Source organism: Streptomyces sp. 8N616, assembly GCF_052246385.1.
GTDB lineage: Bacteria > Actinomycetota > Actinomycetes > Streptomycetales > Streptomycetaceae > Streptomyces.
Map to the genome: position 1 here is coordinate 88,358 of NZ_JBQQBY010000015.1, position 15,944 is coordinate 104,301.

At 71.4% G+C, this 15,944-nt stretch carries 15 protein-coding genes and 1 tRNA gene; 6 read left to right on the plus strand and 10 right to left on the minus strand.

What is annotated here, in order from left to right; genetic code table 11:
* The first annotated feature begins 7 nt into the window (after positions 1-7).
* The 4 genes from ACTWQC_RS15860 (at position 8) to ACTWQC_RS15875 (ending at position 6,304) form a co-directional block, all read left to right on the plus strand.
* Positions 8-745 (plus strand): response regulator transcription factor, encoded by a 738-nt coding sequence (locus ACTWQC_RS15860; protein WP_443316323.1) that lies wholly within the window; start codon positions 8-10, stop codon positions 743-745.
* A 123-nt stretch (positions 746-868) separates the two neighbouring features.
* Entirely contained in the window at positions 869-2,503 is a 1,635-nt protein-coding gene (locus tag ACTWQC_RS15865; RefSeq protein ID WP_443316405.1) for a sensor histidine kinase, read from the plus strand.
* Positions 2,504-2,528: 25 nt separating this feature from the next.
* Positions 2,529-4,085 (plus strand): glycosyltransferase, encoded by a 1,557-nt coding sequence (locus tag ACTWQC_RS15870; RefSeq protein ID WP_443316324.1) that lies wholly within the window; start codon positions 2,529-2,531, stop codon positions 4,083-4,085.
* Positions 4,082-6,304: an ArnT family glycosyltransferase gene (locus tag ACTWQC_RS15875; RefSeq protein ID WP_443316325.1), complete on the plus strand. Its 2,223-nt coding sequence runs from the start codon at positions 4,082-4,084 to the stop codon at positions 6,302-6,304. The genes ACTWQC_RS15870 and ACTWQC_RS15875 overlap by 4 nt, the downstream gene beginning before the upstream one ends.
* 70 nt (positions 6,305-6,374) lie before the next feature.
* Here ACTWQC_RS15875 and ACTWQC_RS15880 read toward each other — a convergent pair whose 3' ends face one another.
* Positions 6,375-7,262, minus strand: a complete 888-nt coding sequence (locus tag ACTWQC_RS15880) for an endonuclease/exonuclease/phosphatase family protein (protein ID WP_443316406.1) — start codon at positions 7,260-7,262, stop codon at positions 6,375-6,377.
* 394 nt (positions 7,263-7,656) lie between these two features.
* Here ACTWQC_RS15880 and ACTWQC_RS15885 point away from each other — a divergent pair, with 394 nt between their 5' ends.
* A complete protein-coding gene (locus tag ACTWQC_RS15885) occupies positions 7,657-8,412 on the plus strand; it encodes a TetR/AcrR family transcriptional regulator (protein ID WP_443316326.1) in 756 nt (251 codons plus the stop codon).
* Positions 8,413-8,518: 106 nt separating this feature from the next.
* Here ACTWQC_RS15885 and ACTWQC_RS15890 read toward each other — a convergent pair whose 3' ends face one another.
* The 3 genes from ACTWQC_RS15890 to ACTWQC_RS15900 form a co-directional block, all read right to left on the minus strand.
* Entirely contained in the window at positions 8,519-8,989 is a 471-nt protein-coding gene (locus tag ACTWQC_RS15890) for a PPOX class F420-dependent oxidoreductase (RefSeq protein ID WP_443316327.1), read from the minus strand.
* 108 nt (positions 8,990-9,097) lie between these two features.
* Complete coding sequence (locus ACTWQC_RS15895) at positions 9,098-11,095, minus strand: MFS transporter (protein WP_443316407.1); 1,998 nt, start codon at positions 11,093-11,095, stop codon at positions 9,098-9,100.
* Between the two features lie 94 nt (positions 11,096-11,189).
* The gene (locus ACTWQC_RS15900; protein WP_443316328.1) at positions 11,190-11,657 is read right to left on the minus strand and encodes a MarR family winged helix-turn-helix transcriptional regulator; all 468 of its coding nucleotides are present in this window, start codon (positions 11,655-11,657) and stop codon (positions 11,190-11,192) included.
* Positions 11,658-11,805: 148 nt separating this feature from the next.
* Between ACTWQC_RS15900 and ACTWQC_RS15905 the strand changes: the two genes are divergently transcribed.
* Entirely contained in the window at positions 11,806-12,006 is a 201-nt protein-coding gene (locus ACTWQC_RS15905) for a hypothetical protein (protein WP_443316329.1), read from the plus strand.
* Between the two features lie 90 nt (positions 12,007-12,096).
* On the opposite strand, the gene ACTWQC_RS15910 is transcribed toward ACTWQC_RS15905, so the two are convergent.
* The 6 genes from ACTWQC_RS15910 to ACTWQC_RS15935 form a co-directional block, all read right to left on the minus strand.
* Positions 12,097-12,942, minus strand: a complete 846-nt coding sequence (locus tag ACTWQC_RS15910) for a hypothetical protein (protein ID WP_443316330.1) — start codon at positions 12,940-12,942, stop codon at positions 12,097-12,099.
* Positions 12,943-13,024: 82 nt separating this feature from the next.
* Positions 13,025-13,855, minus strand: a complete 831-nt coding sequence (locus tag ACTWQC_RS15915; protein WP_443316331.1) for an RNA polymerase sigma factor SigF — start codon at positions 13,853-13,855, stop codon at positions 13,025-13,027.
* Between the two features lie 179 nt (positions 13,856-14,034).
* On the minus strand, positions 14,035-14,871 hold the full coding sequence (locus ACTWQC_RS15920; protein WP_443316332.1) for an RNA polymerase sigma factor SigF: 837 nt from the start codon (positions 14,869-14,871) through the stop codon (positions 14,035-14,037).
* Positions 14,872-15,046: 175 nt separating this feature from the next.
* Positions 15,047-15,340 carry a Dabb family protein gene (locus ACTWQC_RS15925; protein WP_443316333.1) on the minus strand — a complete coding sequence of 98 codons (294 nt, stop codon included), beginning with the start codon at positions 15,338-15,340 and terminating at the stop codon, positions 15,047-15,049.
* A gap of 31 nt (positions 15,341-15,371) precedes the next feature.
* Entirely contained in the window at positions 15,372-15,536 is a 165-nt protein-coding gene (locus tag ACTWQC_RS15930) for a hypothetical protein (RefSeq protein ID WP_443316334.1), read from the minus strand.
* Positions 15,537-15,852: 316 nt separating this feature from the next.
* A tRNA-Ser gene (locus ACTWQC_RS15935) sits at positions 15,853-15,939 on the minus strand.
* Positions 15,940-15,944 lie beyond the last annotated feature (5 nt).

Below are 15,944 nucleotides of genomic sequence, written 5' to 3' on the forward strand. Positions count from 1 at the left end.
CGGGAGCATGACCACGACCTCGCCCAACGAGCGTCCCGCACTGCACCGGCCGGACGGCAGCCCCGTCCGCGTACTCGTCGTGGACGACGAGACCGCCCTCGCCGACCTGCTCTCCATGGCCCTGCGCTACGAGGGGTGGAAGGTGCGCAGCGCCGGGGACGGGGCCGAAGCCCTGCGCACCGCCCGGGACTTCCGCCCGGACGCGGTCGTGCTCGACATCATGCTGCCCGACCTGGACGGGCTCGCCGTGCTCGGGCGGCTGCGCCGCGAGATCCCCGACGTACCGGTGCTGTTCCTCACCGCCAAGGACGCGGTGGAGGACCGGATCGCCGGGCTCACGGCGGGCGGCGACGACTACGTGACCAAGCCGTTCAGCCTGGAGGAGGTCGTCGCGCGGCTGCGCGGGCTGCTGCGGCGCGCCGGTGCGCAGGCCGCCCGGGCGGAGTCGCAGTTGGTCGTGGGCGACCTGGTGCTCGACGAGGACAGCCACGAGGTGGAGCGGGCGGGGGAGCCGATCCACCTCACGGCGACCGAGTTCGAGCTGCTGCGCTACCTCATGCGCAACCCGCGCCGGGTGCTCAGCAAGGCGCAGATCCTGGACCGGGTCTGGAGCTACGACTTCGGCGGGCAGGCCAATGTCGTCGAGCTCTACATCTCGTATCTGCGGCGGAAGATCGACGCCGGGCGGACGCCGATGATCCACACTCGGCGGGGGGCCGGATATCTGATCAAGCCGGGGAATTGAGCCGTGCACATTCCGCCGCAGCCCGCGTACGCCCCCGGCCACCGCGAGCCGCCCCACGCCCCGCCCGCGCACGCCCCCGTCCGCCGGAAGCGGCGCCGCTTCACCGAGCGGCGCCGCTGGTCGCTGCGCACCCGGCTCGTCGTGTCGTCCGTCGCCCTGATCGCCGTGGTCTGCGCGATCATCGGCAGCGTCACCACGATCACGCTGCGCTCCTACCTCGTAGGACAGCTGGACGGCCAGCTGCGCGGGGTCGCCGAGCGCGCCCTCCGCCCGCCCCCGCGGGCCGTGAACGACGACCGGCTGGGCTTCATCCTGGGTCCCGGGCAGCCCCCGGGCACCATCGGTGCCGAGCTGATCGGCGGCGAGGTCAGGTCGGCGGAACGGAGCACCGACCGGGGTGAGTCGGAGGCGCTGACCTCTCAGCAGGCCGATGCCATCGAGTCGTCCGCCGCGGACGGGAGTCCGCAGACCGTCGACATCCCGGGTATCGGCAGCTACCGGCTGCAGGCCGTCCCCGATCACGACACGGACGGCGGCAGCCGCGTCGTCGGCCTTCCGCTGCGCGGCGTGCAGGACACGGTCGACACGCTGGTCGTGGCCGAGCTGTGCGTGGCCGCTGCCGGACTCGCTGCCGCCTGCCTGGCCGGTACGGCGATGATCCGCATCGCCCTGCGCCCGCTGCGCCGGGTTGCCGCGACCGCGACCCGTGTCTCCGAACTCCGCCTGGACCGCGGCGAGGTGGCGCTCCACGAGCGCGTGCCCGAGCGGGACACCGATCCGCACACGGAAGTGGGGCAGGTGGGCGCTGCGCTCAACAGGCTGCTCGGACACGTCGGTTCTGCACTCGCGGCCCGCCAGGCGAGCGAGACGCAGGTCCGGCAGTTCGTCGCGGACGCCAGCCACGAGCTGCGGACCCCGCTGGCCTCGATACGCGGTTACGCCGAACTCACGCGCCGGGCCCACGAAGAGACGGGCCCGGACACTCGGTACGCGCTCGGCCGCATCGAGTCCGAGGCAGGCCGGATGACCACCCTCGTCGAGGATCTGCTGCTGCTCGCCCGGCTCGACGCGGGTCGGCCGCTCAGCCTCGCCGAGACGGATCTGTCCCCGCTGGTGGCGGACGCGGTGAGCGACGCCCACGCGGCCGGTCCGGCACACCGCTGGCGGCTGGAGCTCCCCGACGAGGCCGCACTCGTACGCGGTGACCCGGAGCGGCTGCACCAGGTGCTGGTCAATTTGCTGGCCAACGCCCGTACGCACACGCCCGCCGGGACGACCGTCACCGCGCGCGTGCTGCGGGTCGGCGGTCGCTCTGTCGGGGGACCAGGCACCGGCGAGGTGCTGCTGGAGATCGCCGACGACGGGCCCGGCATCCCGCCCGCGCTGCTGCCGCACGTCTTCGAGCGCTTCGCGCGCGGGGACGCCTCACGCGCGCGTGCGGCCGGAAGTACGGGTCTGGGTCTGGCCATTGTGCAGGCGGTGGTGAGCGCGCACGGAGGGCGCGTGGAGGTGACGAGCGCGCCCGGCCGTACGGTCTTCGCCGTCCACCTGCCTCCGGCCGACGCGGGCCATGCGCCGGTGCCGGGTCCGGCTCCGGTGCCCGTTCCGCAAGCGCACCCGCAGCAGGACCGGCCGCACCCAGAGCCGCACCCGCACCCAGAGCCGCACCCGCACCCGCTTCTGCAGCCGCACCCGCTTCCGCAGCCGCACCCTCACCCGTACTCACAGGCAGCGCACAGGCGGATCACACAGGCGTGACAGCGCGGCCGCCGAGTGTCGGGGCATGCGAACCGATACCCCGCCGGGCACTCTGCCCGCACGCGCACACCTATCGGCGGTTCAGCGCTGGGAAGGCCGCCGCGGAGAGCCCGTGCTCGACGTCGTCATCCCCGTCCACAACGAGGAGGCGGACCTCGAGCCCTGCGTCCGCCGCCTCCACAGCCACCTCACCCGCACCTTCCCGTACGCCTTCCGGATCACCATCGCCGACAACGCGAGCACCGACCGTACGCCCGAGGTGGCGGCGTGGCTCGACAACTGGATCGACGAGGTCACGGCCGTACGGCTGGAGGAGAAGGGCCGCGGGCGGGCGCTGCGCACCGTCTGGTCGATGTCGCACGCGCCCGTGCTCGCCTACATGGACGTCGACCTGTCCACGGACCTCAACGCGCTGCTGCCGCTCGTCGCCCCGCTGATATCCGGCCACTCCGACCTGGCGATCGGCTCACGCCTCGCCCGCAGCTCCCGCGTCGTCCGCGGCCCCAAGCGGGAGTTCATCTCGCGCGGCTACAACCTCATCCTCCGGGGCAGCCTGGCGGCCCGCTTCAGCGACGCGCAGTGCGGGTTCAAGGCCATCCGGCAGGACGTGGCGCAGCGGCTCCTGCCGATGATCGAGGACCCGGGGTGGTTCTTCGACACCGAGATGCTGGTGCTGGCGGAGCGGGCCGGGCTGCGGATCCACGAGGTGCCGGTCGACTGGGTGGACGACCCGGACAGCCGGGTGGACATCGTCCGCACAGCCGTCGACGACCTGAAGGGCGTCTGGCGGGTGGCACGCGCGCTGGGTACGGGCGCGCTGCCGCTCGCGCGCCTGCGCCGCCCCTTCGGCGACGACCCGCGCGACCGCGAGCTGCGCGATGTGCCGCAGGGGCTCGCGCGTCAGCTGCTCGGCTTCTGCGCGGTCGGCGCGCTGAGCACCCTCGGCTATCTCGCGCTGTACTCGCTGCTGCGGTTCGGCACCGGGCCGCAGGCCGCCAACGCGCTGGCGCTGCTGCTGTCCGCCATCGGCAACACGGCTGCCAACCGGCGGTTCACCTTCGGCGTACGGGGGCGGGAGCGGGTCGTACGGCACCAGGCCCAGGGCCTGCTGGTCTTCGCTATCGGCCTGGCCCTGACCAGCGGTTCGCTCGCGGCCCTCCACCTCGCGGGCGGCGGCAGCCCGTCGCACGGCGCGGAACTCTCGGTGCTCGTCGCTGCGAACCTGGCCGCGACGGTGCTGCGCTTCCTGCTCCTGCGGGCCTGGGTCTTCCCGGCCCAGCGGGATGACCTCGCCGGGCGGGCGGGGGCGGCGGGCGCGGCCGGCCCGTGGCCGGGCGCTCAGCCGGACGCGCCCGCGCACGGGGGCCATGCGGGCCCCGCTGCCCCCGTGTTCGGTGCGCCCGGCGCCGACCGGTGCACGACCGAGCGCCTCCGTGCGGCGGACTCGGCGGCCCGGCCGGGCCCGGTGGACCCGGCGACTCCTGGGGACCCGATGGCCGCTGCGGAGCCGGCAGATCCCAACGGCTACGACGACAACGGCTACGACGACAACGGCTACGACGACTTCAGGAGCGCCCGATGACCACGCCCCGCAGCCACCAGTACCCGATGAACGGCGGTTCGCCGCCCTCACCGGCGTACGCCCCGCCCGCGGCAAGGGCTGGCGCGGGCGGGCAGGGCACCGCCCAGCCGGGCTGCCGCGCCCACCCCGCGGACCCCCGATGGGCGCGCCCCGCGCTCCTCGTTCTCCTGCTGGCGACGGCGGTGCTCTACCTGTGGAATCTGAGCTCGTCCGGCTACGCCAACTCCTTCTACTCGGCAGCGGTCCAGGCAGGCAGCGAGAGCTGGAAGGCCTTCTTCTTCGGGTCGTCCGACGCGGCGAACTCCATCACCGTGGACAAGCCGCCGGCCGCCCTCTGGCCCATGGCCCTGTCCGTCCGGATCTTCGGGCTCAACTCGTGGGCGATCCTCGTCCCCGAGGCACTGATGGGCCTCGCGACCGTCGGCGTCCTGTACGCGGCCGTGAAGCGCCGCTTCAGCCCGGCCGCCGGGCTGATCGCGGGCGGGGTTCTCGCGTTCACGCCCGTCGCCGCGCTGATGTTCCGCTTCAACAACCCGGACGCTCTCCTCGCCCTCCTCATGACGGTCACCGTCTACTGCGTGCTGCGCGCACTGGAGGCCGGGCGGACGAAATGGCTGGTGTGGGCCGGAGTCGCGGTCGGCTTCGCCTTCCTCGTCAAGACGCTGCAGGCGTTTGTGATCCTGCCGCCGCTCGCGCTGCTGTACGCGGTGTGCGCGCCCGTGCCCGTACGGAAACGGATCGGCCAACTCGCCCTCGCCGGGCTCGCGATGGTCGTCACCGGCGGCTGGTGGATCGCCATCGTCGAGCTGTGGCCCGCGTCCTCCCGCCCCTACATCGGCGGCTCGCAGAACAACAGCTTCCTGGAGCTGACCTTCGGCTACAACGGCCTCGGCCGGATCAACGGCGAGGAGACCGGCAGCGTGGGCGGACGCGTCGGTCCCGGGGGTCCCGGCGGTCCCGTCGGTGCCGGAGGCGGCGGAGGCGGCGGCCGCTGGGGCGAGACCGGCATCTGGCGCATGTTCAACGAGTCGGTCGGCGGCCAGATCTCCTGGCTGCTGCCCGCCGCGCTGGTCCTGCTCGTCGCGGGCGTCGTCCTGACCTGGCGTAACCGTCGTACGGACGAACGGCACGCGGCCTTCCTCGCCTGGGGCGGCGCGCTGCTGATCACGGTCGCGGTCTTCAGCTTCATGGCAGGGATCTTCCACGAGTACTACACCGTCGCCCTCGCCCCGTACATCGCGGCGCTCGTCGGCATGGGAGCCGCGGCGCTGTGGGAGCGGCGCGCGAACCCCGCCGCCTCGGCGGCGCTGGGCGGGGCGGTCGCGGTCACGGCGGTCTGGTCGTACGTCCTGCTGGGGCGGAACCCGGACTGGCTGCCGTGGCTGCGCTGGGCAGTGCTCGTCGCGGGACTCGCGGCGGCGGCCGGACTCGCGCTCGCGGGCCGTAGGAACCGCCGACTGGCGTCGGGGGCCGCGGGGTTGGGGCTCGCGGCCTCGCTGGCGGCGCCGCTCGCGTACACGCTGAGCACCGTCGACAGCGCGCACTCCGGCTCGATCGTGATGGCGGGGCCGCGGGTCGCGGGCGGCGTGGGGGGACCCGGGGGACCGGGCCGTCGCCTGGGAGTCGGCATGCAGCCGCCGGGCCGGCAGGGCCAGAACAACCAGCAGGGCCAGGGCAACCAGGGCAACCAGGGCAACCAGGGCAACCAGGGCAACCAGCGGGGCGGCGGCTTCCCCGGAGGACCGCAGGGTGGTCCGCCCGCCATGGGCCAGGGGAGCCCCCAGAGGAACTTCCCTCAGGGCGGCGGATTCCCCGGCGCCGAAGGCGGCGCGCGAGGCGGCGGGATGGGCGGGCTGCTGGGCGGCCAGGACGTGAGCGGCGAGGTCGCCACGAAGCTCCAGCGGGGCGCCGGTGACTACACCTGGATCGCCGCCGCCATCGGCTCGCAGAACGCCGCGAGCTACCAACTGGCCACCAAGAATCCGGTGATGCCCATCGGCGGCTTCAACGGCAGCGACCCGTCCCCGACCCTCGCGCAGTTCAAGGAGTACGTGAAGCAGGGGAAGATCCACTACTTCCTTGCCAGCGGCGGCATGACAGGCGGCCCCCGGGCCGGCGACTCCGGCTCCCGCTCCATCACCACCTGGGTGGAGGACAACTTCACCAAGGTCACCGTGGACGGCACGACCCTCTACGACCTGACCGAACCGACCGACTGATCAGCTCCACCGAGCAGCTCTGCTGGCCGGCTCCACTGACCAGCTCACATGACCAGCGGCATGACGCGGATCAACTCCCGCGCCGCACCAGCAGGTCGGCCACGAGAGGGCGGTGGTCCGAGGCGAGAGTCCCGGCCACCGCCGCGTCGCGTACCCGGATCCCGTCCGACACCGTCACGTAGTCGATCCGCTTCAGCGGGTCCTTGGCCGGGTAGGTCAGCCCGCCGTCCCGCGGCGCCGCGTCCGTCAGCCGCTCCCACAGCGGCGCCAGCTCCGCCGCCTCCGGCTCCGCGTTGAAGTCCCCGACCAGCACCTGCCGCGGGCAGCGGCCGCGCCGGTCGCAGTCCTCGGCCATGATCCTCCGCGTGTCGGCGACCTGTGCCCGCCGTACCGCCGGATCGGTGCGGTAGTCCAAGTGCGTCGCGTAGACGTGCACGTTCACCCCGTGCGCCCGTACGACGGCCTCGCCGAAGCCGGGGGCGGGCGCGGGAACCGGGTTCGGGTCCTGCGTCGACAGCCGGGTGATCTCGTGGTTCGTGGTGCTCAGGATGGAGAAACGGGACAGCATCGCCACGCCGTACTCGCGCCGGGGCGCGCCCGGCGCCGGCGGGTCCAGGCTGTAGATGGGCGCGAAGTAGATCCGCATGCCCAGCGACCGGGCCAGCTCGCGCGCGAGGTCGCGCCACTCGCTGCGCTCACCCCAGTGGACGTCGACCTCCTGCAGGCCGATGACATCGGCGTCGAGTGCGCGGATCGCCTGCGCCGTGCGCTGTATGTCGAAGACCTGGTCGTATCCGGCACCCGCGTGAATGTTGTACGTGGCCACGCGGAGCGGTGCATACCGGCCGTCGACGGGCGGCTCGCGCACATCGGCGGCGTGCGCCGCGGGCGGCGCGGTCATCGCACTCAACACCCCTGCGGCAAGCAGCAGTTGAGCGATACGACGGCGCACTGGCATCCCGGCTGGCATCCCGGCCTCCTTGATCGCTTCGGTGTCGACGACCGTATCGAAGGCCCTGACCAAAATCTCGCTGTACGGCGTAAAAGGTCGCGCTCGCCATGCCTTCCCGATGGCCACCGGTCATGAGCGCGAACCCGCCGGAGGAGGGCGGGCGCGAGTGGGGGGCGGGGCGGTGCGGGCACGGGGCGCGGGGGGCTGCGCTGAACTCCCGGTTCGCCGCGCTCGTTTCCCTCACTGGAGGGGCAGCTCGCTGCCCGTCGCGCTCACCGCCGTGCTGCTGTGCACGGCTGAGCGGGCAGACTCACCTGGGAAGCCGACATAGCATCGATGCGGGCGGACGGACCGGAATATTCTGGTCCGCTTGTCTGTACGAGCTGGAGGAGGGTGCGCCATGGCAGGTGCCGACCGCGGAGCGGGCCGCGCGAGGACCAGTGTGTGGCTGGAGGGCCGCCCGGCGCCCAGACGCAGGAGCGAGCAGCCCGAGGGACTGGACCGCGACAAGATCGTCGCGGCGACCGTACGGCTGCTCGACTCCGAAGGGCTCGCGAAGTTCTCGATGCGTCGGCTGGCCGCCGAGCTCGGCGTCACGGCCATGTCGGTCTACTGGTACGTCGACACCAAGGACGATCTGCTCGAGCTCGCCCTCGACGCCGTCACGGGCGAGCTCGCGCTGCCGGAGGAGAGCGAGGGCGACTGGCGGGGCCAGCTTTGCCAACTGGCCTCGGAGTACCGGAAGTTGCTGGTCACCCACCCCTGGGTGGCCCGGCTCGTGGGCGAGTACCTGAATGTCGGGCCGAGCGCCATGGCCTTCGCGAACGCGGCGCAGCGTGTGCTGCGCAGCAGCGGGCTCTCCCCCGAGCAGCTGCCCGGCGCGGCGTCCCTCGTCTTCCAGTTCGCCTACGGCTTCAGCACCATCGAGGGCCGGTTCGCCGCCCGCTGCCGTGAGGCGGGCATCAGCCAGGACGACTTCTTCCGGAAGGTGACGGACACCGTCGAGGAGCGGCCGGAGTTCGAGGGGTCCAGGGATCTGATGGAGGCGCGGGGCGGCGCGTCGGTCGAGGAGATGCGCAGGCGCGACTGGGACTTCGCACTGAGCTGCGCGATCGCGGGCATCGAGGCCATGAGGGACCGCGTGGCCGAGCGCTGAGCACGGGGGAGCGCTGAGCACGGGGGAGCGCTGAGCGGCGCGAGGCAGTACGGAGCAGACCGTCAGCTCTGTACTGTCCGTCGCTCTCCGCCGCTGTCCATCCCAGTCAGTCCTGGGGCGCCAGGCGTGCCGGGAAGCCGCCCGTGGCGATCGGACCCCAGCGCTCCGGGGTGATGCGGATCAGCGACTTTCCCTGCCTGATCATCGCGGCCCGGTACTCGTCCCAGTCCGGGTGCTCGCCCGCGATGTTGCGGTAGTACTCGACCAGCGGCTCGACCGACTCCGGTGGGTCGATCACCTCCGCAGTCCCGTCGATCTGCACCCACGGTCCGTTCCACTCGTCCGACAGGACGATCAGGCTCGCTCGCGGGTCGCGCCGCGCGTTGCGGCTCTTGGCTCGCTCGGGGTACGTGGACACCACCAACCGGCCGGAGTCGTCGATTCCACAGGTCAGCGGGGAGCCCTGGGGGCGGCCGTCGGCGCGGGTCGTCAGCAGGATGGCGCGGTGCCTGGGTCGTACGAACTCCAGCAGCCCTTCGAGGTCCACCGTCGTGTTGGTCGCGATGTTCGGAGCCATGACCGCAGCCTACGACCGGATCACACCTCCGGCAGGCGGATTCCGGTGCCGCAACGACCTGGTGCGGCATCGTTCGACGGTCGCGCGGAACGCAGCCGACATCCTCTGTCACTCGCCGGGATGGGTGAGTTCGATGTCGCAGCCGTCCGGGCCGTCGCCGGTCACCACCACCGGTGTTGCGACCGGCGGATAGCCGCTCGCGATGACCGTGTAGTCGCCTGCACCGAGGTCGCCGAAGGCGTACGCCCCGTCCTCCCCGGTCGTGGACGTGGCCACCACGTTCCCGGTGGCGTCGGTCAGCGTCACGCGCGCGTGCGCCAGCGGACGGCGTCCGGAACCGGCCCGTACGGTGCCCTGCACCACCGCGCCCGACTTCAGCTCGACTCCCGCTGCGCCATGGGCGACGGGCTCCGGCCGAGCAGCCGCGCTGTCCGCACCAGCCGTCACATCTGCCCTACCCGGGGCAGCCGTGCCCGCGCCGGCGCGGGCGCCCCTCTCCCCGCCGGAGGCGAGCTTCGTCTTCAGCGGTACCTCCTTGATGAGGAGCACCGTCACCAGCGCGACCACCGCGATCGGTGCCGCGTAGAGGTAGATGTCCGCGATGCCGTGCCCGTACGCGCTCTCGACGACCGTGCGGATCGGGGCGGGCAGCTTGTCCATGTCGGGGATCGCGCTGCCGGTGCCGCCGCCCGCGGAACCGTCGGAACCACCGCCCGCGGCGCCGCCCTTCGCGCTGCCCAGCCCGGCCATCCCGTCCCGCACGTAGTCCGTGATCCGGTGGGCGAGCACGGCACCGAGCGCCGAGACGCCCACCGCGCCGCCGAGCGAGCGGAAGAAGGTGACGACCGAGCTGGCCGCACCGAGGTCCTGCGGAGCCACCTGGTTCTGGGTGGCCAGGACCAGGTTCTGCATCATCATGCCGATGCCGAGGCCCAGGAGCGCCATGAAGATCGCGATGTGCCAGTACGCGGTGTCGTACCGCATCGTGCCCAGCAGGCCCAGGCCCGCGGCCACCAGCACCGCGCCCGAGACCAGCCACGCTTTCCAGCGGCCCGTCCTGGTGATGGCCTGCCCGGAGACCGTCGAGGAGACGAACAGCCCCGCGATCATCGGGATGGTCATCACCCCGGACATCGTCGGCGACTCGTCGCGCGCCAGCTGGAAGTACTGGCTCAGGAAGACGGTCGCGCCGAACATCGCGACACCGACGAAGAGGCTCGCGAGCGAGGCGAGCGTGATCGTCCTGTTCCGGAAGAGCCGCAGCGGGATGATCGGCTCGCTCGCCTTCGCCTCGACGAGGATGAAGATCAGGCCGAGTGCGACCGAGCCGCCGACCATCGCGTAGGACTGCCAGGACAGCCACTCGTACGCGTCCCCGGCCAGCGTGACCCAGACCAGCAGCAGGGAGACCGCGGCCGTCACGAAGAAGGCGCCCGTCCAGTCGACCTTGGCCTCACGCTTCACCACGGGGAGCTTGAGCGTCTTCTGCAGCACGATCAGCGCGATGACGGCGAAGGGCACGCCGACGTAGAAGCACCAGCGCCAGCCGAGCCAGGAGGTGTCGGTGATGACGCCGCCGAGCAGCGGGCCGCCGACGGTCGCGATGGCGAAGGTCGCGCCGAGGTAGCCGCTGTAGCGGCCGCGCTCGCGCGGGGAGATCATCGCGGCCATCACGATCTGGGCGAGCGCGGACAGGCCGCCGACGCCGACGCCCTGGAAGACCCGGAAGGTGATCAGCGTCTCGGGGCTCTGCGCCAGGCCCGCGCCCGCGGACGCCAGGACGTAGATGATCAGCGCCAGCTGAACCAGCGTCTTCTTGCTGGTCAGATCGGCCAGCTTGCCCCAGAGCGGGGTGGTCGCGGTCATGGCGAGCAGCGAGGCCGTCACCACCCAGGTGTACGCGCTCTGCCCGCCGCCCAGATCGGAGATGATCTCCGGGAGCGCGTTGGACACGATCGTCGACGACAGGATCGCGACGAACATGCCGAGCAGCAGCCCGGAGAGCGCCTCCATGATCTGCCGATGGGTCATGGGCGCGGGGTGCCCGGTGTGCGTGCCGGCGGCTGCCGTGTCTCCTCGCACACCGGCTGGTGTGGTCGTTGCCATGCTCTTCCTTCTCTTGGCGCCGCTCTGCGCGCCGCTGTTCAGGTCGCTGCTCACGTCACCGTTCAGGTCGCTGTTCACGTCGCTCGTCATGTCGTCACGCGGGTTCGGGAGTTGACGCGGTCGTACGGGACGGCCGGCAGTCGCCGAAGCCGTCCCGCAGCCGGGCCAGCAGGGAGTTCAGCTGTCCGACGTCCTCGTCGGACCAGTCGCCGAGCGCCTCGGCGAGTGCGGCCACATAGCGGTCGGAGACGTCCCGCAGGACCTTCTCGCCGCCGGCGGTGAGCCGGAGCAGCCGGGACCGCTTGTCGAGTGGGTCCGGCTGCCGGTCGATCCAGCCGCGCTCCGCCAGGTGCGCGACATGCCTGCTGGTCACCGACATGTCGATGGCCAGCAGCTCGGCGAGCCTGCTCATCCGCATCTCGCCGTGGCGGTGCAGCAGCGTCAGTACGGCGGCGGAACCCGCCTGGCACTCGTGCGGAAGATTGCGGGCGAGACCGCGCTTGACGGCGCCGAAGGCGCTGAGCTGCCGGGCCAGTTCCTCGTACTGACTCTGCGCTGCCATGGGGCACTCCTGGACTTGTTTCTCCCCGACACCAAGTTGCTTAGAGCAACCATACATACTGTTGGTTGCTGAAGGCAAATTAATGAGAGGGAGCAGGCGCGGGCCTGAGGGTTGGGGCGGAACCGCCGGTTCGCTAGGGTCCTGGGCCATGACGAACAACCCGCACGCCCCCGAGGGCAATTACGATCCGGCCGGCAGCACCCAGATGTTCCGCGCCTTCGTCGACGAGGCCCAGCCACGGCGGCAGGCCAGCCCGGCCCAGACGACCGGTCCGCGCCTCGGTGTGGCCTTCGGCGTCCTCGTCGTGGTCGCGATCGTCGCCGCGGTCGCGTGGCTCGCACTGAGCTGACCCCGATCGCGTCCGCTCGCGCCGAGCTGACCCCGATCACTCACTGATGCGTGCGGAGCACTTGCCCGCCGCGTACGGAGTGTGCGCGGGTCACTTCCAGTCGACGTCGACATCCTGGGTCTCGATGTGCATGCCCAGTGGGACCCGCCACTCGTCCACGCACACGGGCCAGGTCTCTTCCGTGTGCTCCCCGCCCTCGATCGGGACGGGCAGCTTCTGGGCCGACTCGATGGTCGCCCAGTCGATCCCGAGCGCGCCGATGATGTGGGTCGCGAAGGTGACCGTGCCGGACTTCACCGGCTTGTCCCCGGTGTTCCGCAGCTCAAGCGTCACCTTCTCGCACCAGCGCTTGTCCGTGGGCGTGCGCTCGACGGGGCCGACGGAGAGCGCGGCAGGGCTCTGAGGCCCGGGTTCCGGATCGGGGGAGCCGGGGCCCGGATCCGCGGGCCCCTCGTCCGTAGCGCCCCCGCCGCCGGATCCGCCGCTGCCCGCGGACGTTCCGCTTCCGCCCCCGGGCTCCGCAGTGCCATCCGCGCCGGACGCGCTCCCGCCGGGCGACCCGTCTCCCTCGCCGGCCGCAGCCGACGCGCCCGCGCCATCGGGCGCGTCCGATCCCTCCGCCGGCTCCGGCCTTCCGCTCCCGCCCGGTTCGCCGCCGCTGCCAAGTGACCCGTCGAGCGAAATCAGCGACACGTCACCCTCGGGCGGCGCGGCTTTCGCCGAAGGCCCCTCACTGCTGGGCCCGACCGCGCCGACCGCCACGTACCCGTCGTCTCCGCCGCTGCCGCATCCGGCGAGCAGCGCCCCCAGACAGAGCACGGCCGCCGAGGAGGCGATCACCGCCCCCCGGCGGCCGTCGAGCCGTACGAGATGCCGTACGGGAAGTCGTACGTGCTGCCGTACGGGAAGCCGTGTGCCTCGCGTCGTCCGTCGCATCGGCCCAGTGTGGCTGACGGTATGTCAGCTGTGAAGCGGCTGGGTCCGGTCGGCGGCTCGGGCCGCGGGCACGGGCTCGGGCTCAGTCTGCGATGAGGCCCTCCCGCAGCTGCGCGAGCGTACGCGTGAGCAGCCGGGAGACGTGCATCTGCGAGATGCCGACCTCCTCGCCGATCTGCGACTGCGTCATGTTCGCGAAGAACCGGAGCATGATGATCTGCCGTTCCCTGGGCGGGAGTTTGGCCAGCAGCGGCTTCAGCGACTCGCGGTACTCCACGCCCTCGAGCGCCGAGTCCTCGTAGCCGAGCCGGTCGGCCAGCGAGCCCTCGCCTCCGTCGTCCTCGGGCGAAGGGGAGTCCAGCGAGCTCGCCGTGTACGCATTGCCGACCGCGAGCCCGTCGACCACGTCCTCCTCCGACACGCCCAGGCAGGCGGCGAGTTCGGGGACGGTGGGCGAGCGGTCCAGCTGCTGCGCGAGCTCGTCGCTGGCCTTCGTCAGCGCCAGCCGGAGCTCCTGAAGTCTGCGCGGCACCCGCACCGACCAACTCGTGTCCCGGAAGAACCGCTTGATCTCGCCGACGACGGTCGGCATCGCGAACGTCGGGAATTCCACGCCCCGTTCGCAGTCGAACCGGTCGATCGCCTTGATCAGGCCGATCGTGCCGACCTGGACGATGTCCTCCATCGGCTCGTTGCGGCTGCGGAAGCGGGCCGCCGCGTAGCGCACGAGGGGGAGGTTGAGCTCGATCAGGGTGTCGCGGACGTAGGCGCGCTCCGGGCTGTCCCCCTCGAGCGTGGCGAGCCGCAGGAACAGGGAGCGGGAGAGGGTGCGGGTGTTGATGGCGTCGCAGTCTTCGGGCACGGTCGGTGCCTCATTGGTGAGCACCTTCGAGCTGCCCAGGTCTACGGACATGCCACCCCCTTGAGGTCGCGGACGGGTCGCAGCGCCCTCGATCGGCGAGTGACGCAGCCTCCAACGTGAATACCGGAGGCGGCGCTGCGGCAAACGCGCTTCCTGCAGAATGTCACATGTCGGCAACACGCTGTAGCGCCAAGTCGACATATCAGTGCTGGAAAGGTACCTCGTACCGGTTACGTCTCGATCCGATTTGCGGATCTCAGCCGGGCGAAGCTCCGGGACAGCAGACGGGACACATGCATCTGCGAAACGCCCAGTTCCGCACTGATCTGTGACTGCGTCAGATTGTTGTAGTAGCGCAGCAGCAGGATCCGCTGCTCGCGCTCGGGCAGCTGGACGAGCAGATGGCGTACGAGGTCGCGGTGTTCGACGCCGGCCAGCGCCGGGTCCTCGTAGCCGAGCCGGTCGAGCAGCCCCGGCAGCCCGTCCCCCTCCTGGGCCGCCTCGAGCGAGGTCGCGTGATAGGAACGGCCGGCCTCGATGCAGGCGAGCACATCCTCCTCGGCGATTTTCAGCCGCTCGGCGATCTCGGCCGTCGTAGGCGTACGGCCGTTCTGCACCGTCAGATCCTCGGTGGCGCCGTTCACCTGGACCCACAGCTCGTGCAGCCTGCGCGGCACGTGCACAGTCCGTACGTTGTCCCTGAAGTAACGTTTGATCTCGCCGACCACGGTGGGCATCGCGAAGGTCGGGAACTGCACCCCGCGCTCCGGGTCGAACCGGTCGATCGCATTGATGAGCCCGATCGTGCCGACCTGGACCACGTCCTCCATCGGCTCGTTGCGGCTGCGGAAGCGGGCCGCGGCGTAGCGCACCAGCGGCAGGTTCGCCTCGATGAGCGCCGCTCGCACGCGCGCGTGCTCCGGCGTGCCCGGCTCGAGCCCCGACAGCTCCTTGAAGAGCACTTGGGTCAGCGCCCGGGTGTCCGCGCCTCTGCTCTCGCGGGTTTTTCCGGCGCCTTCGCCCTGGGGCGGCGTCGCTTCGGACGCGGTACGGGCCGACGCGGTCATGCCACCCCTTCAGATCTCTCGGTCCACTCATCCGGCAAAAGCGGTCATAGCATCACAAGACATGTGCACTGTGTGCAAGCACCGTATATACCCGTGTTGGCGGCAAGTTGGGGCCATTTGCAACATGCGAAAAGGCCCCTGCCAAGGAGGCGAGGGGCCCGGAAACCCGTACGGGTCAGAACTCGTAGTCGGCGACTACCCAGGTGGCGAATTCCCGCCACTGCGCGACGCCCGCCTGGTGCGCGGGGTGCTCCAGGTACCGCTGCAGGGCGGCCCTGTCGGCGACGGCCGAGTTGATGGCGAAGTCGTAGGCGATCGGTCGCTCCGAGATGTTCCAGGCGCACTCCCAGAACTCCAGCTCGGGGATCAGTCCGCCGAGCTCCTGGAAGGCCTTCACCCCGGCGGCCACCCGCGGGTCGTCGCGCCCGACGCCCTCGTTGAGCTTGAAGAGAACCAGGTGGCGGATCATGCGGACACTCCTCGGGACGACGCGCGGCCGGTCAGCTCACCAGCGCGGTCATGAACGCGCCGACACCCTTCGCGGCGCTCGATATGCCCTCGAACCCTATCTGGACCAGATCCGCGGCCCGGTCCGGGGACGTGATGATCGTGTACAGCACGAAGACGATGACCATGTAGAGCGCGATCTTCTTCGTTTGCGCCATGCCGTGCTGCCTCCCCTGCCGCAGTGTCCCTGCCGCCTGTCCGCCGACGGTCGCGTGAGTCTATCCACACATACGGTCGAAGCGGCGAGCCGCCGCGTCCCGCTTCCTCCGCGCGCGGCCCACCCGCCGTCCGCCCCTCGACCCGCCCTCGATCCGACTTATATGGACCAAGGCCCCGGTAATCGGGGCCCTTTGGGCCGCGTCCGCCACCGCACGCGCGCGAGGTGCCGACGCACGCGCGCGAGGAACGCCGCTTCCCCGAGCCAGACGTGAGGAAGGCCCCCGCCGGAGATCCGCCGGGGGCCTTTCCTTGGAGCGGTAGCGGTGGGATTTGAACCCACGGAGGAGTTGCCCCCTCACACGCTTTCGAGGCGTGCTCCTTAGGCCGCTCGGACACGCTACCGAGAG